The organism is Anaerolineales bacterium (assembly GCA_037382465.1).
Taxonomy (GTDB): Bacteria; Chloroflexota; Anaerolineae; order Anaerolineales; family E44-bin32; genus WVZH01.
This window is the reverse complement of the sequence record JARRPX010000065.1, coordinates 7187-33609: the sequence shown is the minus strand read 5'-3', so window position 1 is coordinate 33609 and position 26423 is coordinate 7187. Positions and strand designations below refer to the sequence as shown.

Annotated in this window: 24 protein-coding genes; 7 read left to right on the top strand and 17 right to left on the bottom strand. The window is 53.7% G+C overall.

The window, feature by feature from the left end; genetic code table 11:
* Window positions 1-415: hypothetical protein (locus P8Z34_14225; protein MEJ2551827.1), on the top strand; the 415-nt coding region annotated here is incomplete at its 5' end.
* Window positions 416-1004: 589 nt separating this feature from the next.
* Here the strand turns inward: P8Z34_14225 and holA are convergent.
* The 3 genes from holA to dusB form a co-directional block, all read right to left on the bottom strand.
* Window positions 1005-1715 carry a DNA polymerase III subunit delta gene (holA, locus tag P8Z34_14220; protein MEJ2551826.1) on the bottom strand — a complete coding sequence of 237 codons (711 nt, stop codon included), beginning with the start codon at window positions 1713-1715 and terminating at the stop codon, window positions 1005-1007.
* Window position 1716: 1 nt separating this feature from the next.
* Complete coding sequence (locus P8Z34_14215) at window positions 1717-2241, bottom strand: DUF6391 domain-containing protein (GenBank protein MEJ2551825.1); 525 nt, start codon at window positions 2239-2241, stop codon at window positions 1717-1719.
* Between the two features lie 125 nt (window positions 2242-2366).
* The gene (gene dusB / locus P8Z34_14210; GenBank protein MEJ2551824.1) at window positions 2367-3455 is read right to left on the bottom strand and encodes a tRNA dihydrouridine synthase DusB; all 1089 of its coding nucleotides are present in this window, start codon (window positions 3453-3455) and stop codon (window positions 2367-2369) included.
* 89 nt (window positions 3456-3544) lie between these two features.
* Here dusB and holB point away from each other — a divergent pair, with 89 nt between their 5' ends.
* Window positions 3545-4552 carry a DNA polymerase III subunit delta' gene (gene holB / locus P8Z34_14205; protein MEJ2551823.1) on the top strand — a complete coding sequence of 336 codons (1008 nt, stop codon included), beginning with the start codon at window positions 3545-3547 and terminating at the stop codon, window positions 4550-4552.
* A 230-nt stretch (window positions 4553-4782) separates the two neighbouring features.
* Here holB and P8Z34_14200 read toward each other — a convergent pair whose 3' ends face one another.
* The 10 genes from P8Z34_14200 to P8Z34_14155 form a co-directional block, all read right to left on the bottom strand.
* On the bottom strand, window positions 4783-5043 hold the full coding sequence (locus P8Z34_14200) for a stage V sporulation protein S (GenBank protein ID MEJ2551822.1): 261 nt from the start codon (window positions 5041-5043) through the stop codon (window positions 4783-4785).
* A gap of 257 nt (window positions 5044-5300) precedes the next feature.
* Window positions 5301-5948 (bottom strand): deoxynucleoside kinase, encoded by a 648-nt coding sequence (locus P8Z34_14195; GenBank protein ID MEJ2551821.1) that lies wholly within the window; start codon window positions 5946-5948, stop codon window positions 5301-5303.
* A gap of 22 nt (window positions 5949-5970) precedes the next feature.
* A complete protein-coding gene (locus tag P8Z34_14190) occupies window positions 5971-6963 on the bottom strand; it encodes a hypothetical protein (protein MEJ2551820.1) in 993 nt (330 codons plus the stop codon).
* 2 nt (window positions 6964-6965) lie between these two features.
* Entirely contained in the window at window positions 6966-7604 is a 639-nt protein-coding gene (locus P8Z34_14185; GenBank protein ID MEJ2551819.1) for a deoxynucleoside kinase, read from the bottom strand.
* Between the two features lie 245 nt (window positions 7605-7849).
* Window positions 7850-8245: a hypothetical protein gene (locus P8Z34_14180; protein MEJ2551818.1), complete on the bottom strand. Its 396-nt coding sequence runs from the start codon at window positions 8243-8245 to the stop codon at window positions 7850-7852.
* A 309-nt stretch (window positions 8246-8554) separates the two neighbouring features.
* Window positions 8555-9316, bottom strand: a complete 762-nt coding sequence (locus P8Z34_14175) for a hypothetical protein (protein ID MEJ2551817.1) — start codon at window positions 9314-9316, stop codon at window positions 8555-8557.
* Window positions 9317-9564: 248 nt separating this feature from the next.
* A complete protein-coding gene (locus tag P8Z34_14170) occupies window positions 9565-10431 on the bottom strand; it encodes a hypothetical protein (protein ID MEJ2551816.1) in 867 nt (288 codons plus the stop codon).
* On the bottom strand, window positions 10418-10579 hold the full coding sequence (locus tag P8Z34_14165; GenBank protein MEJ2551815.1) for a hypothetical protein: 162 nt from the start codon (window positions 10577-10579) through the stop codon (window positions 10418-10420). Before P8Z34_14165 ends, P8Z34_14170 begins: the two co-directional genes overlap by 14 nt.
* Before the next feature lie 32 nt (window positions 10580-10611).
* Window positions 10612-11385 (bottom strand): hypothetical protein, encoded by a 774-nt coding sequence (locus P8Z34_14160; GenBank protein ID MEJ2551814.1) that lies wholly within the window; start codon window positions 11383-11385, stop codon window positions 10612-10614.
* Window positions 11386-11762: 377 nt separating this feature from the next.
* Window positions 11763-12569 (bottom strand): histidinol-phosphatase HisJ family protein, encoded by an 807-nt coding sequence (locus P8Z34_14155; GenBank protein ID MEJ2551813.1) that lies wholly within the window; start codon window positions 12567-12569, stop codon window positions 11763-11765.
* A 223-nt stretch (window positions 12570-12792) separates the two neighbouring features.
* On the opposite strand from P8Z34_14155, the gene P8Z34_14150 reads away from it, so the two are divergent.
* Window positions 12793-15717 (top strand): penicillin-binding protein, encoded by a 2925-nt coding sequence (locus P8Z34_14150; GenBank protein MEJ2551812.1) that lies wholly within the window; start codon window positions 12793-12795, stop codon window positions 15715-15717.
* Between the two features lie 39 nt (window positions 15718-15756).
* Here the strand turns inward: P8Z34_14150 and P8Z34_14145 are convergent, their stop codons facing one another.
* From P8Z34_14145 to P8Z34_14135, 3 genes are all read right to left on the bottom strand, one after another.
* Window positions 15757-16782, bottom strand: a complete 1026-nt coding sequence (locus tag P8Z34_14145) for a hypothetical protein (GenBank protein MEJ2551811.1) — start codon at window positions 16780-16782, stop codon at window positions 15757-15759.
* A gap of 235 nt (window positions 16783-17017) precedes the next feature.
* A complete protein-coding gene (locus tag P8Z34_14140; protein ID MEJ2551810.1) occupies window positions 17018-18154 on the bottom strand; it encodes a DUF1786 domain-containing protein in 1137 nt (378 codons plus the stop codon).
* A gap of 94 nt (window positions 18155-18248) precedes the next feature.
* Window positions 18249-20279, bottom strand: a complete 2031-nt coding sequence (locus P8Z34_14135) for a protein kinase (GenBank protein MEJ2551809.1) — start codon at window positions 20277-20279, stop codon at window positions 18249-18251.
* Between the two features lie 148 nt (window positions 20280-20427).
* Here P8Z34_14135 and P8Z34_14130 point away from each other — a divergent pair, with 148 nt between their 5' ends.
* The 4 genes from P8Z34_14130 (at window position 20428) to fdhF (ending at window position 25853) form a co-directional block, all read left to right on the top strand.
* Entirely contained in the window at window positions 20428-22158 is a 1731-nt protein-coding gene (locus P8Z34_14130; protein ID MEJ2551808.1) for an NAD(P)H-dependent oxidoreductase subunit E, read from the top strand.
* 22 nt (window positions 22159-22180) lie between these two features.
* Complete coding sequence (gene fdhD / locus P8Z34_14125; protein MEJ2551807.1) at window positions 22181-22981, top strand: formate dehydrogenase accessory sulfurtransferase FdhD; 801 nt, start codon at window positions 22181-22183, stop codon at window positions 22979-22981.
* 63 nt (window positions 22982-23044) lie between these two features.
* On the top strand, window positions 23045-23782 hold the full coding sequence (locus tag P8Z34_14120) for a 2Fe-2S iron-sulfur cluster-binding protein (protein ID MEJ2551806.1): 738 nt from the start codon (window positions 23045-23047) through the stop codon (window positions 23780-23782).
* The gene (gene fdhF / locus P8Z34_14115; GenBank protein MEJ2551805.1) at window positions 23775-25853 is read left to right on the top strand and encodes a formate dehydrogenase subunit alpha; all 2079 of its coding nucleotides are present in this window, start codon (window positions 23775-23777) and stop codon (window positions 25851-25853) included. The genes P8Z34_14120 and fdhF overlap by 8 nt, the downstream gene beginning before the upstream one ends.
* A 100-nt stretch (window positions 25854-25953) precedes the next feature.
* On the opposite strand, the gene P8Z34_14110 is transcribed toward fdhF, so the two are convergent.
* Window positions 25954-26423 (bottom strand): 5'/3'-nucleotidase SurE (locus P8Z34_14110; protein MEJ2551804.1); only part of this gene is annotated, 470 nt, incomplete at its 5' end.

Here is a 26423-nt window from a genome sequence, read left to right as displayed (position 1 = left end):
ACGTGCCGTAACGTATTATCGAAATAAGTATGGATCTGCGCCCGAAATATGTGTTTCTCACCCGACCACGATCGAAGACGGCGCCAACAAGCGTATCGCGGGAGTGCGTATCGAACGAATCGGCGCGGCAGGGGAGGCGGGTTCGTTGGCCGGATTGGGATTGGCGCTTTTCCTGGCAATCGCGGCATTGTTGCTGTATGCGATGGTTGGCAAGATTCTTGCTCTCTTTCTGGCGGCGACACGCTGTGAGGTGCCGCTTCTCGACTGCACGGCGTCCGGTGCGGATACGCTCGACGTTCGGGCAATATTGGATGATTTGTTATCGAACGAATCGCAGGTTGATGAGACCAGATCTCCACAGACGCGGATATTCGAGTGGATGGATACCCCAGCCGGAGATGACCTTACTGAATGATTACAAGGTCGATCTGGTATTTGAGGGAAAAATCGCGGATTCGATCCCAAGAAGGACCAGCGTATTTCTGCTGAGGCTCTATGGATGCTGGAGAAGTCAAGCTATACGAATTTGAGGGGACGCTTTTTTGCGGCTGTCTGGAGGGTTTAGATGAAGATCGGAATGTTGTGGTTCGATGCCGATCGGGAAACCGACCTGAATCATCGTATTGAACGTACGTGCCGTAACGTATTATCGAAATAAGTATGGATCTGCGCCCGAAATATGTGTTTCTCACCCGACCACGATCGAAGACGGCGCCAACAAGCGTATCGCGGGAGTGCGTATCGAACGAAGTTCCTCCGTCCTTCCGGATCACTTCTGGTTGGGAATCGAAGAAGAGTAAGGATATTTATAGAGGAACTGGGTTTTGAATTTGATCGGGAACGATCGCTGCTTAACTCAGCTGCAGTATTTTGCGATGAATGAATCGAGTGAGATGGCCAGATCGAGACCCCCAAATTTACTTGCCAAATCGATCTCGAGGAGTTCGTGGTAGATCCGCTCAAGTAGTTCCATCGAAAACTTCTTCGCCTGTGCACTGATTTTATTAATCACAAAATCGGGCGTATTTTTGGGAAGTGATTGCTTTGGTGAATCGCCCGCATCCAATGCCTCGCGAGAGAGTATGGCCGCGATAGGGGGTTAATTGCTGAACGTCTTCCACTTCTATAGGACGGGCACGATCTACGAAATCGAGTAATTTTGCGAGCTCCTCATTTGAAAGGAACGGATCTTCGGAAACCCAGTCGGCGAGGAGTTGAGCAGCAGACTGTTCAATTTCTCCGCCCATCATCTGACAGCGATTCCGCAGCCAGGAAACAAATGCCGCATCCCTTGGAACGAAATATGCCTGGACGTATGTGGATTCCGGATGGTCTTGTGCCCATTGAAAGATCGGTGAAGAAGACTCGTATTTCTTCTTCTTGTTCCGGTAATACTCAGAATTTTCGATGAAGACCAGTGCGCATGTATCCGGCAGCGTATCCAGGAACTCAAAGAAGCGGGATTGCCAATCAGGATTGGTTGGAAGACGTTCCGCATTGTCGACGATCGTCAGTCGCCGGTGAGCGATGAATGGTGCAACGGTACAGCTTTGGATGAGATCGCTCATATCGAGTTCTGATCCTGAAAACCGCTGCAGATTCATGTCCGCAGTCGAGGGATCGCCAAGCTTGACTCGCATGGAGGCGATGGTTTCGTTGATCGTGAGTTTATCGTTGCCGTAGAAGAGATAGACTGTAGGTGTGCTGGCACCCATGCTAATCACTCGTCAGGACACGTAAATACGAAGTGGAACCGCGGACGATGCGTCGCGTAGAAAGGATTTCCAGCGAACCGGGATCTGCGTTTGTCGTAAAACGTCTTTGAAAGTAATTGCCCAGGGGCTGGGAAACAAATAATGCAAGGAGGGCAAATATAATTGCCGACGGGAGTCTTTCAAGCCGCTTGCGCCAACCATCGCCTTTACTTCCAAACAGAGAAAGGAACGAGGCGGAACCCGCTAGAAATGCCGAGGTGACGAGATTCGTTCCGCAGTTCGGATGAATCGCCAATTGGGCCTCACCGTTCCGAAGCCGCATCAGCGCTTCATTTGCAACGCTCTGCAGTGTATCAGCAGCAACATCACCGTAGATAAAGAATCCCCTGTAATCAGAACGGCCGATCAACGATCTTTGCGGATATCGTTGGCTGAGAAGATGGACGGTGGCGTGTTCCAGGGCATGATTCTTTCTAATTCTGGCAAAAAAACGCTGTACTTGATTGTTGTAGGAACGAGAACCCATGGATCACCTCGTGGCAGGCTTTATGCGATTATACCTTGTTCGATTCCTCAAAGCCCTTTCGATCGGTGCTTTGCCGCAGGTTTTCCTCTCGGTACCGGCAGACGAAAGCGATAATACAGACATTATTAAGCCTGGCTGAGCTGTTGAGAGTCGAAGAGTGGAAGGGGTTCGGATGGCCTGGAAAATCCGGCGCGTGCAAGGAGTTTCAGGATTGTTTTATTATCGTCGGCGGTCAATAAAGCGTAGCGTAACCTCTCCGCCCGTGGTGCGTGAGCGAGATAACTGCAGAGATGCTTTCTGAAGCGCAGTAATCCAAGTCTCTCCCCATACTTGTTGAGCATTCCTTCGTAGTGGGCGTAGATGACAGCAGACAATTCTGAGCGTGACACTTTTTGGCCGTGACGATCTTGAAAGATCCAGGGGTTGCCGATGGCCGCACGACCGATCATGACTCCATCGCAGGCTGTGTGAGCAAAGAAACGGCGGATGTCCTCGGTTGACCTGACATCACCGTTGCCGATCACGGGGATGGAAACCGCTCGTTTGATTTCAGCAATTGCATCCCAATCCGCATTTCCTTTATATGCCTGTTTGCGGGTTCGGCCGTGCACGGCGATCAAGGCGCCGTTATTTTCCTCGACGATCTTTGCGACTTCGAGGTAATTGCGATTCTGATCGTCCCATCCGAGTCGAATTTTGACCGTCACAGGAACAGCCAGGCTTGCACTCAGGTCTGCGATGAGGGTGGCAATCTTTTGTGTATCACGTAGTAAGCCAGCTCCAGCCCCGTGTCCTGAAACACGTCGGTTGGAACATCCCATGTTGATGTCGATCACGTCGGGTTTCAAGCTTTGGAGGCACAACGCTGCTTTACGCAGCCGGACGGGATCATCATCGTACAACTGAATGGCAATAGGTCGCTCTCTTGGATCAAAGTGTAGTTCGTTCCTCAATCGGTTGCTATCTTGAATTATTTCGCGCGCGCTGATGAATGGAATGTAACTCATCGCAGAGCCGAACTTGCGACAAATGAGACGGAACGGCGAATCGCCGAATCCATCCATGGGAGCAAGAATCATCCTTCCGTGTATTGGAACGCGGCCGATAAGAAATGCTGCATTTTCTCCTGGCATGGTCTTTTTATACCTCAAGCAGTCCATTATCGACAAGAATAAAGATGACCGGAGGTGGGGCATCTTTGGTGTAGGAAGCAAGAAACCAACCTCGCAATGTTCGGCAATGACGGCGCGTTCTCTGGGCTCAGACCTTGTGAACCCGGATGAAGGTCGGCTACAATGACCGTATGTCATGGAACATTATCGGACATGATTGGGCGGTGCAGCTGCTGATGACGCACATCGCCAGTCACCAGGTACGTCACGCATATTTATTCACGGGGCCGGATTCGATCGGCAAGCGAACACTCGCTGTGCGTTTTGCGCAAGCCTTGAATTGCCGGAACGCTGCACAGGCTGGATTGGTATGTGGGGAATGCCGCGCGTGCCGATTGATTCAGGAGGGTACGTTTCCCGACGCACACATCATCGAGGCGCAGGAAGGCGCTACGGTTATAAAGGTAGAACAGATACGTGACTTACAGCGTGAATTGGCGCTCACGCCGTACGAGGCAAAGTGGCGTATCGCGATATTGCTTCAATTTCATGAGGCGCATGAGAGCGCAGCAAATGCCTTGTTGAAGACTCTCGAAGAACCATCACCCCATGTCGTAATTTTACTAACGGCCCGTTCCGCCGAATCGTTGTTGCCCACGATTGTCTCACGATGTGAGCTGTTCAATCTGCGAGCGCCAACTCGTGACGAATTGGAACGAGTGCTCGTAGAGAGAGGCGAAAGCAAAGAAAAGGCTCGCTTGTTGGCGGGAATAAGCTCGGGGCGACCAGGATATGCGCTGCGCTTGCTTGCAAATCCAGCGTTGCTGGATCAACGCACGAAAATTCTCGATGATTTCGTCGGTTTGTTGGGAAATAATCGTGCAATGCGTTTCGCATATGTGGAAGAGGTAACGCGGGGGAAAGATCTGCAAGTATTGCGTGAACACGCCGAGGATGTGTTGGTCAGTTGGGGGAGTTTGTGGCGCGACGTACTGGTGACGTCCACGGATGCCGATACAGCGACGCAGAACCCGGATCGTGCTGAAGATATTGAGCGCCTGGCATCCAAGTTGGACACCGATCAAGTATTCCATGCGCTGCAGAAAACGATGGAAAGCATCGATGCGATCCATCGTTTCGGTAACATTCGCATGGTGCTGGAAACGCTCATGCTCGACTTGCCCACGCTCTCACTGTAGCATGGGTACCCCTCATGACGAAGCGGCCCATCCTACTCTCTGGCTGGCGGAGCGCACGATTCCATCAGCTACTACAACCGGACAATTTGTCGGCGAGTATCAGTGTTTTTGGGTGGTGTAGGGAAAATTCATTAATTGAACGGCACAGGGAATTTTAGCGAATCGACCAACCGATCCTCGATACAACCGGACCTTCAGAATAACAACCTGGAAGGATGAAATTCACAGATTCAGCGCGGTTCGATGATCAGCTTTATTGCTGTACGTTCTTTGCCGTCAATTTCAACGGAGACGAACTCCGGGATACAGATTACATCGATGCCGTCTTCTTGAAGATATCCCCTGGCAATGGCGATAGCCTTAATGGCTTGATTCACAGCGCCAGCACCGATCGCTTGAGCTTCTGCGCGGTTATGCTCACGAACAACGCCTGCAATCGCGCCTGCGACAGCTGAAGTACGTGACCCGGATGAGACTTTGATGATGTTCATCGGGCTCTCCCTTGGCAGTGGCAATGCTATTGCCCGATTCCACGTACGGACTCAGTTTGATTTTACAGGATTCACAGGTGCGAAGCAAGCAATGTGACAACTTGCGGCGGATTATGTTCCGACTCTGATGCGGATATATGGGCTTGGGCGTGGTTGGGGGTAATGCATATTCGTTGTCGCCTCATGATTTTGAATCGCATAAATTGAGAATGTACCCCCAAAGCAGAAGTTAGAGAGAAATCTCGTGGTGAAAACGATCAGGTCGTATCCTCGCCGAAGACAACTTCCTCCTTTCCGGCGAGCTTGTTGTTGATTTTGGATACGATAAAGTCAAGATGTTCGTCGTTTTCGACGTAATTGAGATCGTCCGCGGGGATGGTGAGTACGGGGCACAACGAAAAACTCTTGATCCAATCTTCATAAAGTCCATTCAGGCGGCTGAGGTATTCTTTCGGAATCCGTGCCTCATAATTGCGTCCACGGCTTGCGATTCGCTTGGTGAGCGTGGTGAGTGAAGCACGAAGGTATACGACAAGGTCAGGAGGAGGGACGAATTCACAAAGCACTCGATAGAGTTCGCAATAGGTTCGATAATCCCGATCCGTCATCTGGCCTTGAAGAAATAGATTGCGTGCAAAGATTTCAGCGTCTTCGTACACCGTTCGATCCTGGATCACGGAAGTTGGGTGATTTAGGATCTGCCTTTGATCTCGTAATCGCCTCGAGAGGAAGAAGATTTGCGAGGGAAATGCCCAGGCTTGCATGTTCTGGTAAAAATCTGCGAGGTATGGATTTTCACCTTCTGGTTCGTAGAACGGTTCCCAGTTCAGACGTTCTGACAGCAGACCGACGAGGGTAGATTTTCCGACGCCGATGTTGCCTGCGATGGCCACGAATTTCTTCACTCGATGCTCCTATGGCTGCAAATCACACGCCGACCTCTTCGGCCCAGGCACTCAATAAGTGTTCGATGGATTGAAGATGTTCCTCGAGTTCTTCGGCTCGGGAATTCATGGCTTTTGGGCTGAGCCGCAGTCGTTGGCGAACTGAATCCCAGGCCGCCTGATGTGGCGCCGCATTGTCGGACTTCGCTAAAGTGTGAAATGCACGTTCCCAGGTCGTCAAAAGCTTCCACAGGATGGCTTCCGGTCTATCTGCGTCTACCAGGGCCTGAAAGCCTTTTAGATAGTACATGCGCCGGCAGGGATTGAGTTCAGGTTCTTTGGAGATGGCTGCAGCGGTATCGAAGGCATAACCCCATGCAGAAAGCCATTGAGGGATCAACGTGGTGTTGAGTGCATCACCTCCGAGCAACTGTAGGAACCGCTGATAAACTTCAGGGTGCCCCGCATCCTTCGTCGTTTGCTCGATTTCAATTGCGAGGCGTCGGCCGGCCGCAGGTTTTCCGGTAAGTGTAACGACTGCGTTGGTCGCCTCGAGGGCGATGCGTGCGTACGTCTTCAACCAGCGATTGGAAAGGGGTAACAGCGACATTGCCTGACGTGCGCGCTTGAATAAAGCACTCGCTCGACGAAACACGTGGTCGGAGCGAAAAAATTGGCCGCGGGCGCCAGCCTGTGCCCATTCAAAAAAATGCTGCGGATCGTAGATGAAAACAGGTGCGCTGAGTGAAGGGCCAATCCAAGGATCGATGCGAAGTTCGCGGGGCTGCATGTACCGTTTTTTCGGATGATGGTAGATGTCTAAATGAATGTACTCGGATAAACGCTGGATTTCTCGCTGCGTACTCGGCTCATGCTCGTGGATCAATATCAAATCTACGTCCGCGGTATCACCGAGAATCGGATTTCCGGCAGCAACGGACCCGATTAAATAACTTGAAACGAGTCCGCTGTTTTCAGCACGATGCATTGTCTCTAATTCGGCCAACTCGATCAATTTATCACGGGTTACTTCCAAGGTCACGAGCCTCCGTCAAGAGGCAATTCCGGTTGAAAGGGCGGAATGCCCAGCGCTGACTGTATACGCTTGATTATGAAGGAAAGATCCTCAGGATACATAACGTAATTTAATGAGTTCGTGTCGATGGTTAAAACGGGGACGTCCTTGAAGTCCGAGAAGAAAGCTTCGTAGGCTGCGTATAGTTCATCGAGATACTTGATATCCATTCGGCGTTCGTAGCTGCGATCACGCATGGCGATTCGCTGCATCGCGATTTCAGCCCGGGCCTTTAAATAGACGATCAAATCGGGCTGTACGATTCGTTCGATCAGGGCATCATAAACGAGCCGGTAGGTGGCGAGTTCATCATTGGATAAATTCAAATGGGCGAAAAGCATGTCCTTTTCGAAACAATAATCTGCAATTAGGTTATGATCGCTTGAAGCTTCTGCCGTGAACGATTGCTGCTGACGATAGCGGCTGAGCAGAAAGAATATCTGGGTTTGGAAAGCATAGCGATCACGGTCGCTGTAGAAGTCTGCGAGGAAGGGGTTTTCATCGAAGGCCTCCAAAAGCAATTCCGCATCGAAAACCGGCTGTAGAAGGCGCGCCAGGGAGGTCTTCCCCACTCCGATGATGCCGTCAATAGCAATGTACATCTGCAATTTCCAATTCGAGATTGTATTCGTGATCGTACCACCAAGGATACTCGCAGAGTCCTGGAGATGCAAATGTGGGGGTCATATTTGAATGTTGCCCCAACTACAGGGTGTTTTATGAAAGACTTCTCGTATTGTGCACAGCTCGACTTATTTAGCTGAAATTTGTCTTTTGGAACGAGTGATACGGGATTGCCCTTGAAAATGGAGATCCTGCAAGCGAGGCGAAGTTGCTGGAAAGCGAATTATTTCTTATCGGGTTCGTGACGAAATTGCAGGCAGTAATGATGGAACGTGTTGCTCACCCAGGCATTTCCAAGCCCATAGGGCGCAAGACGGATATCATCCTGACACCAGATTTTTTCATCTTTAAGGGTGTAAATCTCCCGAAGTCGCAGCGCAAGGTCCCAGGCCAGTGGATAAATTCGCCCACCCTTTTTTACATTCTTGACGATGATCGTCAGGTAGGCCCGCGGGCGGAGAATGGTTTGTAGATTGGCATAGATCGATGTGAGCCTGCGAATAAAAATGTCATAGTCTTCGATATTTCCGACGTCCGCAGGATCGTCGGAGTAAACGACATCGAGGGTAGAAGATGCACGTCGTTTACGTTGAGTTTCCGCGCCGCGAGCGTGAAGCATGTTCCAATACGGCTCAGTTCAAAACCGATGCCGTTGCGGCCCGCACGCAGGCATGCGACGAGCGTCGATCCTGTTCCAACCATCGGGTCGAGAACCGTTTGATCTCGTTTGGTGAAGAATTCGATGAACTCCTGCGCAAGAGTTTCCGGAAATTTTGCCGGATGAAGCAGCACGTCCTTTCGACGGGGTGGTGGTTTGTGGGTAAACCATGATTTTTGAAATTTAAGCCATTCTTTGGGCTCCAGGTTGTTTAATCGATTCCGGAAGGGTCGTTTTTTGGTCATGGTGTCCCTGGGCAGTTGTACCGGTTTATGGATTTACCGTGGCCGTTGGAAGTGCCTGGATTGCATACAGCGCTACATCGTCGAAAGAGACCGTGGTTTGCTGGCTGCGTCTCGAGCGGACGAACAGCCCGAATCCTCCTGCTTCTAATTCTCTATCCTGGATTGAGAAAACCTCGATGTCGTTTATAAAAAATCGAAATTGAATGCCCGAGGCCCAAACGGCGAGATGATTTCCAATTCGTTGACCAGGAAACACCGCATATGTCTCTGTCGGGGGAATCAAGACCACTTCCTGGTCATCGAGGATGCGCGATACTCGGGCAAAACCGTCGCAGGTCAAAGAAAAACGGTAGTGGTTGTACAGCGGTCCGAGGCGAAACATTATGCCGTATTCATCGCCGTCTTCACAGACATCGCTGCGTATGTCCACTTCGAAATAAAAGTCATCTTGCTCCGGCGCAGGTGTGCGGGTGAAGAAAAAGGAATTGGGCTGCCGGACAGCTAAATTGAGTTGGCCGTCATAAATACTCGAACCGCCGCGATCCGTCTCGCGCAGATCCCACGATTGACTCGATTCGAAATTCGCAAAAAACAGTAAGTTCCCGATGCCGAGCGAGGTCGACGGTGTGGGAGAAGATGTGGGTGCGCTCGTAGAAGTGGCGGTGGGAATGAGCGTTGGGAAATAGAAGGTCGGCGATGGTGTAGTTTGTTGTGTAGATGTTGGGATCGAAGCAGCCGTCGTTTGGAGGGATACACAGCCCCAGAGCATAAGGGACGAAGAACACATCAATATTAACTTCGAGACGACGCGGACGTACTCCAAAAGATGTCGAGAAAGAAACTGAATACTCACCAAGTTCGAACGGCGCAAGATTTATGACCTCCGAGTGGATATTCCCACAACCCTCGCATGCAATCCATCGGAGTGAATTGCAGGTGATATCTTCGATGTCGGTTTGCTTGAATAGTCTATTATAGAGGATACAACGTATTATGTGTGACTGGAAGTAATCTGGCGCTTGGTGGTGATGGCTGTTATGGATTGATCAGCCAGAGTTTGAACTCGTCGAAGTATGCCGTGATGCCAGGGGTCTCGATGGCGCTGGCGAAAATGCCGTACGTGCCTGTGTGATAATCGAAATCTTCTACTTCGCCGAGAATTTCTCCATTGGCAAAAAAGTGAAACAGCTCGTTCTTGGCCAGGATTCCCATCTGGTTGACTGCGTTGGGTCCCGTTTGTATCGCTTCTGAAGGAGTCCATTCGATCAAGACAGTCACAGTGCCCGAAACGAATTTGCGTGCCCGGTAGTGGCCGTCGCACGAGAACTCGAGAGTGTAGCCGCTGTTGCGTAATTCGCCACTTACGCGTACAGCAAAACCGTAGCTGTCCTTGCCCCGGCATTCTCCAATTTCTGCGCTGATTTCGGCATACACATTCATGGCATCGATTTCACGCCTGGTCGTGCTCCACCAGATATTCGAGTCGACCAGAAGGTCGGTTGCCCGAATACGACCGTCGTCCCACACGTTGATGGCGCCGGTGAAATTGGGACCAACCCAGGTAAGTTGGGAAGAAAAATTATCCATGTAGTGGGGCTGCGCGAGGTTGATTCCGTAGCGCGGATCGTCTTTCGGAAGCTGCGGAGGCGTTTCCGTAGGGCTCGGTCCAACTGTGGCCGTCAACGTTGCTGTGGCGCTGGGGGGAAGGATTTGCGTGGCGGTAGGGGGCGGTGTCGATGTCGGAGGTGATGTCGGCGCGGCAGTGAGCGTCTGTGCCACGTACGTGGAAATCGAATCGCGCGAAGGCTCTTTGGCAATGCGTGTGCATGCAATCAACTGTGAGATGAGGAGAAGTGTGTACAGAATGGATACAGGAATGATTTGCCGTCTAGATTTTTTCATCGCGATCGATCATCCAGCGTTCACTGCCGTACGATTTCAAAGCCAAGCATACATTATAAGGGAACTGTTGGGAGGAGGCTTCAAGAAGGTTATAAGTAAAAGGCATATCCGCAATTTGCGATATGCCTTTTATTGGTTTGGTTTTCATCCCCACAAGATCGTTTCGCTTATTCGGTGAGCCTAATGGAAGGGAATGTCCCAAAGGGCGAAATCGTCGAAAGTTGCGGAAAGATCGTAGGTTTGTGAAGCGCGCACATAAACGGCAAACCCATCTCCCCCGGCCGTGTAACTGCTATCGAAATATTCTCCAACCAGCTGGTTGTTCACGAAGAGGTAGAATTTACCCCAGTATCCCCAAAAGCCGAGGCGGTTCGTGGCGAAACCCCCGGCATTGATCGCATCTGATGGAGTCCAATCGATCAAAATACCTTTCGGGGGCGTCGACTGCAGATTGCGCAGCCGGTAGGATCCGTCACAGGACACTTCGAAGGTGTATCCGCTGGGCAGCGATTCGGCGTCTATGCGAATGACGATTCCCACCGAATCTTTGCCGATGCAATCGCCATTCGTCGCAGTAACTTCTACATATGCGTTTGCGAACTGGCGCATGCGAGTCTCGGAGTAATAGGTCTTTTTTTCTTCCGGTTCGTGATCGATCCCGACAAGTTGGCCGTCCTTGATTTCGTAGGTTGCGTTCTCCGTGTCGTATTCGTACCATGGGGATTGGGATTCATTGAAGGTCGAAACAGCCAAAGGGAAATTCAGGTCGAGTAAATTACGGGGGTCGTCTTCCGATAAGGGCTCGGAAGGAGTGGACGTCGGTTCGAGCTCCAGACGTTTCGGAGTCGGGGTTGCCTCACCCTCCCCACCTGCAGCCGCGGCCTCCTCGTTCTGTTCTTCGCCGGACGATTCGGCTTGGGCGATTTCATCCACTTCCTGGGTGTCATCAGACACTACGCTGGTCCGGCCTTCGGCACCTCCCTCGAAAGGATTTTAGCGTTCGATGGACGAGTGAATCACGCCGTGGATAGGCTTACACACGGTGCACAGAAACACCGGCTTATCGCTTGAATGGGTAATGCTTATGAATGTCGATGCGGAATCATCCTCCCCATTCCAAGTATTTTCGGCTGCCAATGTCGATCATGATGGGCGGTGAAAGACAGATTTCGTTCGAGTATAGCATGAAGAGCAATGAGAGACTCTTGGAGTGGAATAATCCTTAAGTACTAAGGGAAAAAAGTCCCCAACGTTTCGGCAACAGTTTTAGGATACCGCTTGATGTTAACACTGCCAGAAGTGGAAAACTACTCCGATAACGATCAAAACACTTATGAAAGTTCGTTTAAAAGGACGGGAAGAGTCTGACGTGATTCAAACTTCGCCAAAGCGTCGAACCCTGCTTCCCGGATCGTGGATACACATGATTCGAGTCCAAAACCGATGTGCTCGGGTTGATGGGCATCCGAGCCAAGTGTCAGCCATCGACCTCCCTCCTCTTTAAACCAGGTGATGAGGGGTTGTTGAGGGGACGTCTCACCGACCATCCGGCGGAGCGTACCCGTATTCACTTCGAGGGCGATTCCCCGTTGGGCGCATTTTCGCAGCACGCTGCGGATCTCCGTCTCCCAAGGATAAGGATCGTAGTGGCCGTAGACGTCATGGCCGTATCGCTTGACGATATCGAGATGAGCGAGCGTATCGAAACTGCCCAGAGAAACCATCTCGAGAAGCTCGGCGAAGTAGCTGCGGTAGGCGTCTGCGGCATCGCGATCGAAGTAATTTCGGTCGAACACACAAAGGTCTTCGACCCAATGCAGCGATCCAAGGCAATAGTCCCATGGATATCGTTCGAGTAGCGGATCGATGGATTCGAAAAAGCGATGGGGTTCTCCAATCTCGATTCCTGCACGAATCACCAGTGACCCCTCGAACGCTCCACGACATCGCTCGAGTTCCTGCCACCAGGCATCCGCTTTAAAGTAATTGCAGCACTCATCTTTGGGGTGGAAATCGAGATGGTCGCTGATCCCAATTTCGGGAATGTCGTGTTCTATCGCCGACTGGCACATCTGCAGCATGCTCACGTCGGAATCACAGGAGAACTGGGTGTGAATGTGGTAGTCATACGGGATCATCTCGACTCCGTTCGTTGAATTACGGATTGGCGTAGTTAACTGAAAAACTGGTTTGGTGCGTATGATAACGCAAATACGGGGTTTATTTCTATGATTTATTTTTCGAAAACCAGCGGACAGCGGCCAGTTTTTCTCGTACAAGCTGATGCAAGGCCCTTTTCTGAACATGGTACAGGACTTGCAATATAATGGCCTGAGGCAAAGAAACGAGTAGAATTTCGATATGTCTTCTGCAACGGACATCATTCGGCGGCGTAGAACTCGCTCACCCAAGCCTTCTTTGTTCGGTGATGCAATCAAGTGGCTTTCGATCCTGACTATCGTAGCTGCCGGCGCATCGTTGATCTCGCTCGCTTTGATATACGCCAATCTCACCGCGGGATTTCTGCCGGTAGAAGATATCGAATTGGCTTTCGGCGCTCCTGGCGCCGAGTCATTTCAACCGGTAGCCTTCTACGATAGAAGCGGGGAAATCCTGATCTACGAGAATCTCCATCCCAAGACCATCGATCGAAAATGGATGCGAATCCGCCCGGGAGGGGTGTCTACCATTCCGGATCACGTGCTCGATGCGATTATCGCTGCCGTCGACGAGACGTACTGGTCCAATCCGGGTTATGATCCCGAAACGCTGCGTTTGGTCCTTGGCCAAATCGTTCGCCGGAAAACGGAAGGAACATTTGAAACGAGCATACCGCAGCGGCTTGCGATGACCTACTTGTTTCCGCTCGGAGAGGAACCGCAGCCCGAATCGGTCGATTTTCTCCGCAGTTCACTTCTGGCGGCCGACTTGACTCGCCGGTATTCAAAAGAACAGATCCTCGAATGGTTCGTGAACAGCGCTCATTTTGGCAACATGGCGTACGGTATCGACGCTGCGGCCCTTTTGTATTTCGATGAACATGCCACAGATTTATCACTTGCTGAAGCAGCGATCTTGGCTGCGTTCTTGAAAAACCCCGATTTACCACAGACCGGTGATGAGGACGAGATCCAAAGCGCTCAGGAAGAAGTGATCGAGAAGATGTTAGCATTGGGTATGGTCGACGCGGCGTTCGGTGAAGCTGACTTGCAAGCTCCAATCGAAGTCAAGTGGGAGGCCGAAAACCAGTCCTCTTTTTCATATCCATTTGCCATGCAGGCCAGGAATCAACTGGAGAGCATACTGGGACCTCAGGCGATTCATCGCAGCGGTTTGCGTGTGATCACGACGATCGATTACGATCTGCAGGTGCAAACAGCTTGTGCTGCGAAAACACACCAGGAGAGACTATCGGGCGCTTCGCTGGAGTTCGTGGCGGATGCGGAGGATCAGTCGGCTTGTGTTGCAGCAGGGCTTCTCCCGACCTTACGGCCGCGAGACGTTGGCGTAGATCACAATGCGACAGAATTTTCCGTCGTCGTCATCGATCCTGACTCGGGTGAAATATTGAGCATGGTAGGTCCGGCGCTGCAGACACGAACGGCCGGCACAATCTTCCAGCCTTTTATTTACGTAACGGCGTTTGCGCAGGGTTATTCACCGGGATCGATGATTTTAGACGTACCACCATCTTCCGACATTTCCAACGGCACGGATCTGCCTTTTGACCGCTCCACTTACAATTTCCATGGACCGGTCCGCATGCGGACCGCACTTGCGAACTCCTACAGCGCGGCAGCGGTTCAAACGGTGGATCTCGTCGGAGTCGATCGTGTACTTCGGACTGCAGATTTGATGGGTGTTCACTCGCCGACCGAAGATCCGGAAAACGATGCGATCCTCGCAGTGGCTGGAACGTTGAAAACGAATCTGCTCGAAACGGTTTACGCATACAGCCTCTTCGCCAACTACGGAAAGATGGCGGGCGTGTCCGAGGCCTCAGGAGCAACGGATCACGAGCGTGTCGAGCCCGTATCGATACTCAGTGTTCGGGATGCGGCTGGGCGTTGGGTTTACGCTGCAGAGACACAAGTGCAGGCGGTCTTGAGTCCACAGTTGGCGTACCTCATGGCAGACGTCCTGGGAGACGAGGCGGCGCGTAGGCCGGAATACGGGCAGTTTGGTGTATTGAATATTGGCAGACCCTCAGGTGTGCAAACGGGTGTTTCTTATCAAAATCAAGATAACTGGACCATCGGTTTTACGCCCTCGATCGTGGTTGGAGTCTGGGTGGGTAATTCGGATGGCGAGATGCGCGGAATCGACGCACTGAATGGTGCGGCGGCGGTATGGCGCGCCGTCATCCGCTACGCTACTCGTGACGTTTCGCCAACCGGTTGGACGTCGCCGGCGGGCATCGTTCACCTCGACGTTTGCGATCCTTCAGGTTTGCTGCCTACCGCATACTGTCCCGTCGTCGTGCGCGAGACGTTCATCAACGGAACAGAACCTACCACCCAGGATAACCTTTTCCAGCCTTATTTGGTTAATCGAGAGACCGGAAAACTGGCGACGACGATGACGCCCTTGGATTTGATCGAAGAGCGTGTATACATGATCCCGCCGCCGGGCGCCGAAATCTGGGCGGAAAGTGAGGACATACCCTCCCCGCCGAGTGAGTACGACACGATGTATGAATCCGGCATCGAACGGCCGGAAATCAACATCACATACCCGGCGCCGTTCGATACGATACGAGGCGAAATCCGGATACTCGGAAACGCTTTTCCAGACGGGATGGATTTCTACCGGTTGCAGTATGGGCGAGGATTGAATCCGATTCGCTGGACCCAAATTGGACAAGACGACAGTGACCCAGTGACGGACGGCTTGCTCGGAATCTGGGATACTGCCGATTTGAACGGTCTATTTACGCTGCAGCTCGTCACCGTGTTGAAGAACGGCCAGCTTGCCACTTCGGAGAGCTACATTACGGTCGATAATACGCCTCCCACAATACAACTCCTCTCACCCGATCAAGGGCTGGTGATTAATGTCGGAGATACTCAGGAGGTCGTACTTGAAGCGGAAGTGGAGGACGAGATCGAAGTCGAACGGGTGGTTTTCTATATCAATGGGTCTGCGATCGCAGAATTTGTCCGGCCTCCCTATTCAATGCGCTGGGCGCTGCGTGCTGCGGGGGAGCATGTTTTTCAGGTAAAGGCTTACGATCGAGCGGGAAATCTGTCCGAAAGTGACCAAATCATCTTCAGTGCCACGCGCTAACCCACAAATAGAACCACTGATTTCGCTGTCGAGTAAAGATCAGGGCTGATATCCGCAAGAACTCGGCATCCCCTTTCTCGGGACGATGCCTTGAACCCAACGGCATGTGCTGTCTACACTGGACAGTTCCTTAAGGGGGTAATACCGATTTGGGGATGAGGGCGAGCCCGCTTCCTCGAGAGTCAGGGTGTCGTTGTATTCGAACCTTTCCGGCTGGATACTACCACCAATGGCCCACACGCCCCACATGAACATGCGATCGTTCGCAATTATGGAATGATTCAGGGCGAATTGAACCGTAGTAACCGGTTCTGAGAGAATGCGTGAAAACACGGCATCCGGGTCGATGCCGCTGCCTTCATCGAAGAGGAGCGTTTCGTATCCATCACCCTGGTAAGGTGGATCTTCAGCTTGTGCCGGGGTTTCTCCGCCGACGTCGCCGTTGGAGTCGATGTATGCCCGTACGCCTTTGGTAGACCATTCTTCGCTCAGCGGTGTACTGGCCGTAATCAACCAGTCCCCGCGGCCATCGACGTTGAGATCGAGTTCGACGGCGTAGACGGCTTGTGCATCACTCGGTGGTGCTCCTTCGAGAAAGATCGATACATAGACCCACGGCGGATCCAGACTTAATTCCGCGCCGGGGGCGATATCGATCCACGGTTGATATTCCATGTTCTGCGCATCGAAGGGTCGCTCAAAGATATTGCGGTCAAAGCTGTCTCCAATGGATCGCTGCTTTTCAGCGAGCGGAGCTGTGGAACGATCGGAGAGTTTACTCGTATACGCACCGGGTTGGCTGGGGAAATCGATGTGGACGATGTCAATCGTCGGTGTGCTTGTGGGCGTAAATGTGGCCTGGGGAGTGACGACTTCGAGCAGGCTCGAGTCATGCGGGGCAGGCGTTCGTTCTCCTTTGGCGCTCAAAGTGGCTGCAGCTTGCATCGTTTCAGTTGCGGCGTCTGGCGCAAGCGTGGTTTGGGCTCTCCTGGCTGAGGTGCATGCACCCGTCAAGGTGGCCGCCACGATCACTGGCAGCACATTTCTATATAAACCTCGCAGCATTTTCGAAAACGCCTCCGTTGCCTGTTACGTTCAAAATATCGATGGGCTGCTTGCCGTTTGATTCCAGGAATACATGTCGTCGTTGTGATTATAGCCCAATAGTTGCTCACCAACGCCTCACAGCGGATGCTGCGTTGATCGTGTGTGAAATCGCGGACTCACGTGTGATCTGACCTTCCATTTCATTGTCAGGTCGATTCTCATCGATCGCGCTTCGTAGCTGGAATTCGACTTCCTAAACATCCCATGGCGTCGTATCGGATGTATCGGCGGAAAGTGCGTTTTCTATCACCGATGCGATATCTGGAACACGGTCCGCCATCGCGGAAAGGAGCCCAAAACAACCGCTGATCATCATGTCTCCAAAGGGCGCTGCGAAGTACATCCGAAGCTTGGATTTGCGCATGAAGGACCGGCGCGGGCCGCTGACGACGATGGGGTTGTCGCCCGCGGAAAGTGGAAGCGGTTGATCGTTGATGATCAAGGCGCCGTGCCCGTGATCGTCGTAGACATCTTCATTCTGCAAATCCCCTCTGGCGAAGGCCCTCAACATCGTTTCCAGACGCGGCAGATCGATTTCGCCCGTGTGGTGTTCGAAGACCCCTTCGATTCCTGTGGGTCCCAGGCGAAATGCCAGGGTGTGGAAATTACCAATGTTGACCACCATCAACCTCGAATGAGCAGCGACGTTCTCGTCGAGCGTGGCGCCGAGCACCGCGGCGGGTGCAGTGTCCATGACGACGAGCGGACAATCCAATGGGCCGGCGCTTTTTACGACGGCCTGCATGCGCGTCATGCTTGCGGGAATGTCTTCGGCGAGGAAGGCGAAAGCCGAGAGGCTATTCTCGGCGGCGATGCGCCGGCGCAAATATTCGAACCGGAAGCGGCGGTCGGATTCTCCCGGCGGCGCAGCACCGTGATCGAATACCGCAACCCCGATGGCTTGAGGGTTAAGGCTGACTCCTAGATTCTCAAATGCTTCGGCGATAGGCGGATACTTGAAATCGAATAATTCAATGTGCTGGAAATCGTCCAACCGCTTCGCTTCGTCCTCAGAAACGATGGTGATTCCCATTTCGTTTTCCACCCACGACAGATCGTCGTTGAACGTCTGTGCAGCTTCCAGGGTGGCGAAGAGCGGCAAGCCCGCTCGCAGATGCGCCTCTGCGGCCCAATGGCAAGGTCCGCCTCCCATCGTGACGCCCGTGAGCAGGATGCCTTGTTGGCGCTGCGTGGCCGCTTGGATCTGCTCACGGATGCGCATGGTGGGAGAGGGCATCACCATCTTGTATCCGTTTTCGATACTCAAGCCGCTGCGATAGAGGTAGATGTCTTGCGTGCCCGTACCAACGTCAATGGTGAGGATTTGCATCCGGGACCCTTTCACGCCCACTTTTAGATCATACCAAGGTGAGAGAGAAATTCATGATGGCTTATCTGTTTTTCGGAACCAGAAATTCGGATATCTACTTCCCGGGGGGTTGCCAATCCGGCTGCATATCTCGCGCCGGGTTGTTGGTGAGATTTTCTTCTCCGGTGCCGTTGGTGATCATGATGTAGATCTCAGGATTCTGATCGCGAGTGCTGGTGAATACGATCCATCTCCCATCCGGGGAGAAACAGGGTTCCTTGTTGCCGTTGCTCTCGGTCAACCGAGTCCATGTGGCGCCGCGATCCTCCAGCGGTGAGATGAATATCTCATTTACGCCTCTATTCAAATACCAGGTATACGCCAGCAGCGTCCCATCCGGGGACCAGGCGACGTGATCCACGCCTACGATCTTGTCGCTGCGGTCGAAATCGATGGGCATGACGTCGGCAGGAGGGCGGAAGAAAATCTTTCCCGGTGCGGTGTTGATGGAAACGACGACGGCCAGATTGTAACTCGCCGGAAGCCAACTCGGTGGCGAAAAATCGAGAGGCGCCCATGCGGGGGAATATTCGACGGCGCAAAAATCCGGATGGCATGAGACGGGAGTCGGAGTGACGTCCACACATCCCTCAGCTTCTTCCAGACAGGAGGCATCGAATACGTATACCTGTCTGCTGTCGGCGGCGCGAGTACTCGTGAAGGCGATGAAACGGCCATCCGGGGACCACGCCGGATCGCTGTCGTCGCCGGCGCTGTGGACGACCCATTCGATTCCTGTGCCATCCACATTGATGATGCGGATGTCTGTGCCGAGGTCGTTGCCGTATTGATCCTGGCCGCCGCCGGTTACGTACAGCAGGCGCGTACCGTCAGGCGACCATTTCGGTTGGGTTTTATCGCCCGGACCGAATGTAAGCTGGCGCGGGTTGCTGCCGTCCGGGTTCATGGTCCAGATTTGGAGAATGTCCCCGCCGCGATCGCTGACGAAAGCAATTCGGCCGCCTCCGCCGACCATGACCGGCGTTTCGGAGGGGGTCACCTCTTCGGTGGGTGTATTGTCGGGAACGGAAGGCGCCAGTTGGGTCTCGTCGACGGTGGCGGCAATCTCCTCGGTCGGAGATGAGGTCATCGCGGCGGACACGATCGAATTCGTTGCGGTGGGCGTGTTGCTGCGTGGAATCAATCCAAGCTGGCTTCCAAAAATGTAAACCAAGCCGGCGCCAATCAGCGCCACTGCGATCACACCGCCAAAAATGAAGACGTTTCTTCGTTTACTTTTTTCGAGTTTGATTTCGACCGGTTCCGTCGGAGCACGTACCGTCTCTGCCTGTAAGGCGCCTCGCAGCGCGGCTTGAAATTCTCGAATACTGGGGAAACGCTCGTCCGGATCGAGCGACAGCGCCCGTTGGAGCGCTGCGTTGACGTAGTCAGGCACCGCGGGGTTGACTTCGAGAACCGGCTTTAGAAAGGCTTTCTTCATCATGCGCTGGATACTGTCGGCCGGTTTCTGCTGCGAAAAGAGATTGTAAAGCGTGGCTGCAAGTGCGTATTGATCGCTCCGAGCGTCCGTGCGCTGCGCACCGTACTGCTCCGGCGGAGAATAGCCGGGCGTGAGTCCTCTCGCGCCGGTGGCGGTTATGGCTTGATCGGATGTCTTTGCCAATCCGAAGTCGACCAGCACGACGCTGCCATCCGGCTGCAGCTTGAGATTAGCCGGTTTAACGTCACGGTGGATTACCGGTGGAGATTGTGCGTGGAGGTACGCGAGTGCGGAGCAGACTTGGTCCGCCCAGTTGAGGACTTCCTCGACCGTAGGGGGATGCTTCTGCGTGTGCGTGTGCAGATCCTCGCCGGCGATGAAATCCATCACCAGGTATTGGCGAGTTTCCAGGACGAAGTAGTCCGTGACACGCGGCAGGTTCGGGTGGCGCAACTCGGCGAGCAGCCGTGCTTCACGCAGAAATTGTTCCTCGGAGTCGGGGTTGATGCTCAGGTTCTCTTTGACGGCGACGCGCAAGTCGAGTGTGAGGTCATGCGCCAGGTAAACTGCGCCCATGCCTCCCTTCCCGAGTTGATCTTCGATACGATAGCGATCCCGCAGTATGGATCCAGGTGCTAGGGGCATGGCGAGATTCTACGCTAGAGCAGGAGCGCAGGCAAATCGCATGAGAGTATAATAGCAGTTGAACTGGATGCCGCATCGATACGGGAAAGTCAGAAAACATCCTGCGTTTTATTGCTGTTCCCTGTCGACTCACTGAAAAGGAGTCAGTGTGGCTGAGAACTCGTCTGTCGATCTTCGTTTGATGGACCCCATTCTGGAGAAATACGCCTCACAAGGCCGAACACAACTCATCCCCGTTTTGTTTGAAGCGCAACATGTATATGGATACTTGCCCGAGGCGGTCGTCGCCGCCATCGGGAATGGATTGCGTGTTCCTTTGGTCGAGGTCTATGGGGTGATTGAGTTTTATACCATGTTCTATCGCCGGCAAACGGCAGAAACGATCGTGCGAGTTTGCAGCAGCCCGATGTGCGCCATGGCGGGCGGGAAAGAAGCCCTGAAGGCCGCATGCGAGCGGCTGGTTGTCGCAGTTGACGAGCCGACCATCGACGGCAAATACATGATTGAAGAGGTGCAGTGTTTGGGACTCTGTGATCATGCGCCGGCGGCGCTCGTTGGCGATACGCCGGTTTCTCACCTCGACCCAGCTGATGCGGCGTCCTGGATCGAGAAACCGCAGGAAGCTCCGTTGGGAACGATCGGTGGTGAGCCGCGCTGGCTGACGGGACGTTGTGGAGTGATCGAACCCCTCGATATCGGCGCATTCGAGGCAAACGGTGGTTTTACGGGTTTGAAGAAGGCGCTCGAGACACTCAAGCCGGAAGATGTGATTGCCGAAATAAAGGACTCTGGTCTCGTTGGGCGAGGTGGGGCCGCATTTCCGACGGGGTTAAAGTGGGAGTACGCTGCTGCGGCGGAAAACGAACCCCGATACGTGGGTTGCAACGGCGATGAATCTGAACCCGGGACGTTTAAGGATCGTGTCCTGATGGAAGGCGATCCCTTCGCCGTGATCGAAGGGATGATCCTGAATGGATATGCAGTTGGTGCCCATCAAGGCTACCTGTATGTGCGCGGCGAATACCCGCGCGCACGGCGTCTCCTGCAGCGTGCGATCGAGACGGCACGCAAATCGGGATTCCTTGGCGAGAGCATCCTCGACTCGGCGTTTTCATTCGACATCGAACTGCGTTCCGGTGCGGGTGCTTATATCTGCGGAGAGGAGACGGCATTGTTCGAGTCGATCGAGGGAAAACGCGGCTACCCTCGGCTCAAGCCGCCGTTCCCGACGACTCACGGCCTGTTCCATCAGCCGACAACCATAAACAACGTCGAGACACTGTGCGCCGCGGCATGGATCGTGGCCAATGGCGCAGCGGCGTATCGAGCGCAGGGAACGGAAAAATCACCGGGCACGAAACTCTTTTGCCTCTCGGGGGACATCGCCATACCGGGTGTTTTTGAGACAGCTTTTGGGACTTCCTTGGGAGAGTTACTGGGTTTGGCGGGTGGTGTGCGCGGCGAGCTGCAGGCGATTTTAATTGGCGGCGCGGCGGGCGTGTTTGCTGTTCCAGATCAATTGAGCGTTCCGATGAGTTTCGAAGATCTGCAAGCTGCGAATTTGACTCTCGGTTCGGGAGTGGTGATGGCCATAAACCAAACGAGAGATTTGCGGGAAACGCTGATCGCCTTGGCGCATTTCTTCGCGCACGAGTCTTGCGGCAAATGCTTTCCCTGTCAGTTGGGCACCCAACGACAGCTTGAAATCGTGACGAAAGTCGTAGATGGAAGTGCAGATGAAGACGATTTGCAGACGCTGCAAGACGTCATTTATACGATGACGAACGCATCTCTATGCGGATTGGGCATGACGGCTGGCGCGGCAATCCGGTCCGCCATGCAGCAATGGCCCGAAATCTTTCTAAATGGCAGAGGCTGAGCGACGAGAGTGGTGAGCAGCAATGATGGGCATGAGTTCGATGGTGATTGATTGGTATGAATATCGGCAGGAATGGATGCGAAAATCCGACGAGGTGATCGTCGAAGCGGGTGTTTCGATTTTCGTAAATGGAGTCGAAATTTCGACACTCATGTGTTCGCCCCAGGAACAAGATTATCTGGCGTTGGGTTTTCTCAAGAGTGAAGGCTTTCTCACAGAACTCGCGGAGATCGATCACCTTCACACCAGCGAGGACGGCTGCTGCGTCGACGTCTGGCTCACACACGAGATCCAGCTTCCCGAACGCAGGATTGTCACCTCGGGCTGCGGTGATGGGGTGACGTTCCGCGATCCTGCTGAAGACGTCGATCCACTCCCGGACGGCGAACCGGTAAATCCCGAAGTGTTGTTTGCGCTGTTCAATCGACTGCATCGACCGGACAGTCTTCATGTGCGGGCTCGCGGCGTCCATACCTCCGGTTTGGCCGATGGGAATGAGCTGCTGTTCGTGACGGAAGACGTGGGCCGTCACAACACGATCGACAAACTGCTGGGATACTGTCTCTCGCACGGAATCGAAACCCGAGGCCGGACATTGTTGACCACCGGCCGGGTGTCATCGGAAATGCTGCGTAAAGGCGCGATGATGGGCTGTCCGATCATCGCCTCGCGCAACTCGCCGACATCGATGTCCGTGGAGATGGCGCGAGCATGGACCATAGCACTGGCAGGTTACGTTCGTCGGAACTCGATGCGCGTGTATGCACATCCCGAACGACTGGGTTGCAGGGAATCATCCATTGTGTCGACGTCGAACGAATGAGGTACCTGCGGTGGTTTTCGCACCACATTCGTTGTTTTGTAGAATCGTAGAAAGGCTGAACCAGTGCCGGACACTATTCAACTGACCATAGATGGAATAGAAGTGCATGCGGAACCCGGTGCAACGCTGCTGGAAGCAGCCCGTTCGGCGGGTATTGAGATACCCGTCCTGTGCTACTTCGCGCACACCACTGCCAACGGCTTGTGCCGACTTTGCGTCGTGGAAATCGAAGGAGCCCGAGGATTGTCTGCCGCGTGCGTGACAGCCGCGCGAGCGGGAGCGGTAGTACATACCCAATCCGAGAACGTACGCCGGGCGCGGCGGACGATCCTGGAAATGCTGGCCTCCACGGTCGATCTGTCGGAAAGCCCTCAAGTGCTCCAGATGCTGGAAGAATACGGCGCAAACCTGCAGCGATTCCAGGGCGGCATGCAGCGCAAACCCGAGTTGATCGACGATAATCCGGTTTACATTCGCGATTATGCAAAGTGTGTGCTTTGTTGGCGTTGCGTGCAGGTATGTGCGGCTGACGCACAATACACCTACGCCATCAACTTTGGCGGGCGCGGATTTCAAACATCGATCGCCACGTTTTTCGAAGATCCGATGCCCCAAACCGTTTGCGTTTTCTGTGGCCAGTGTGTCGGCGTGTGTCCCACGGGCGCTTTGAAATCCAAACGTGAATATATCCTCGAACAAGGGGTGGCGCCGGAGGATGTGTTTGCGGTAACCCACATGCAAGGGCAAGGGAAACACTCAATACGAGGACCGCATCTGGGTGGTGGAGGTGGCTATGATTGAAGCGGATCGCATCGTTCACAGCACCTGCCCCTATTGTGGGGTCGGCTGCCAGATCGACTTGCACGTAAAAGACGACCTGGTTTTTCGAGTGGAAGGTCGCTTCGACAATCTCGTCAATTTTGGTAATTTGTGCGTGAAGGGACGTTTCGGGTACGACTTCATCCACGCGCCCGATCGACTCGTTCATCCGCTGCTGCGTGAAAACCGGGAAACGGGATTCAATTCGACGACGTGGGGACGAGCGTTGAAGGTGGTCTCTTCACGCCTGCGAGAAATTCGTGACGAGAGCGGCCCGGACAGCATTGCCGTGCTGACCTCAGCGAAGTGCACGAACGAGGAAAACTATTTACTGCAAAAATTTGCCCGGGCAGTGATCGGGACGAACAACGTCGATCACTGCGCCCGGCTTTGACACTCCAGCAGCGTGGCCGGTCTGGCCACTACGTTGGGGTCCGGTGCGATGACCAACTCGATTAGCGACATCGCGGACGCGGAAGTGCTGCTGGTTATCGGGAGCAATACCAGCGAATCGCATCCGGTGCTCAGCCTGCAGATGAAAAAGGCGGTCCGCCAACGCGGAAGTAAGTTGATCCTCATCGACCCTCGACGGATCGAGATGTCGCAGTTTGCACACCTGCACCTTCGCCAATGGCCGGGTTCCGACGTGGCCATCGTCAACGCCATGGCCCACGTCATCCTGCGCGACGGTTTGGAGAATCGAGCGTTCATCGAAGATCGAACGGAAAATTTCAAAGCGTTCGAGGCGATCGTACGCGATTGGCCGCCCGAGCGGGCTGAGAAAATCTCTGGTGTACCCGCGGGTCAGATTGTCGAAGCCGCGCATCTATATGCCAGATCGCGGGCTTCGTCAATATTTTGGGCGATGGGGATTACGCAGCACACGACCGGTACGGATAACGTGAAGTCTCTCGCGAACCTTGCGCTCTTATGCGGACACGTCGGCCGCCCGGGGACGGGCCTCAATCCACTGCGAGGGCAAAACAACGTTCAGGGTGCCTGTGATATGGGCGGTTTGGTCAACGTCTTTCCTGGTTACCAGCAAGTGGCCAACGAAACGGCACGGCGGAAATTTGCCGATGGTTGGGGCGTGGAATACGCACAATTAAACCCGAAGCCGGGATTGACGGTGACGGAGATGATGGACGCTGCGCTTGAAGGAGAAGTGCGTGCGTTCTATATCATGGGCGAGAATCCCATGCTCTCCGATCCCAATCTCACGCATGTGGGAGAGGCGCTTAGAGCGGCGGAGTTCGTAGTTGTTCAGGATATCTTTCTGAATGAGACAGCCGAGCTTGCCGATGTCGTCCTGCCTGGAGTCAGTTTTGCCGAGAAATCGGGAACATTTACGAACACCGAGCGGCGGGTGCAACTCATCCGGCCTGCGATCGAGCCGCGAGGCGAGGGCCGAGCGGATTGGCAAATCATCACCGATGTTGCCAATCAACTGGATGCAGAGTGGTCCTATCACCACCCCTCCCAGATCTTTACCGAAATGACAGGCCTGACTCCACAGTATGGGGGGATGAGTCACGAGCGTCTGGCTCGAGAAGGCGGCCTGCAGTGGCCTTGTCCGGACGAGGATCATCCAGGTACGCCGATCTTACATGCGGGAAAATTCGTGCGTGGAAAGGGTTTGTTCAGCGCTGTAGACTACATCGAGCCAGCCGAGCTGCCGGATGAGGATTTCCCGTTTGTACTCTCCACAGGGCGGGTGTTGTTTCATTGGCACGGCGGGACGTTGTCGCGGCGTTCCCCGGGCCTCGATCGCCTCGCACCTCAAGCCGAGGTGGAAATCCACCCGGATGATGCCGAAAAACTCGGCATCGTAAATGGACAGGTCGTGCAAGTAACCTCCAGGCGCGGCCGCATATCTGCATCGGCGAGAATTACGCGAAGGTCGCCACCCGGCGTAGTTTTCATGACCTTCCATTATGCGGAGTCCGCAGCGAACATACTCACACCCACCCACATCGATCCCGTGGCGAAAATCCCTGAGTACAAGTTTTCCACGGTGCGTGTGGAGCCGGTCGGTGTTCCCGAGAAGGGGTAAGGAACCAATATTCCGTTTTTAACGCACTACGTACCAGGCAATCCCCGGAGCCGTGAACTCGGTGGCGCCGGGGTTTTCTTCTTCTGCTTGCGAAAGTAAACTAATCCAGGTTTAGATTCAGTGCACTGAGTTGCGGAATGACCGCGTCTGCGGTGAGATCCGTTTTCAAGGGGGTGATCGAGACGAAACCTTTCGAGATTGCCCAGAAATCGGTGTCCGGTTCAGAGACTCCGGTAGGCGCCTCTCCGCCGATCCAATAATATTGCTCGCCGCGAGGATCGATGCGTCGATCAAGTGCATCACGATATATGCGCGTCCCTTGGCGGGTTATTTTCACGCCTCGCATTTCTTCAATCGGTCCATAGGGGACATTCACGTTGAGTGGGGTGAGCGGCAAGCTTTGTTCGTGCGCCAATTGTTGTGTGATGATCCTCGCAACTTCAGCTGCGGGGGCATAATCGAGGGGTTCGGTGTGGTTTTGGGGTGAATCGAGAGAGAATGCGATTCCCGGGATTCCTGCGATGACCGCCTCGAGCGCCGCCATTACGGTGCTGCTGTAGGTCAGGTCGT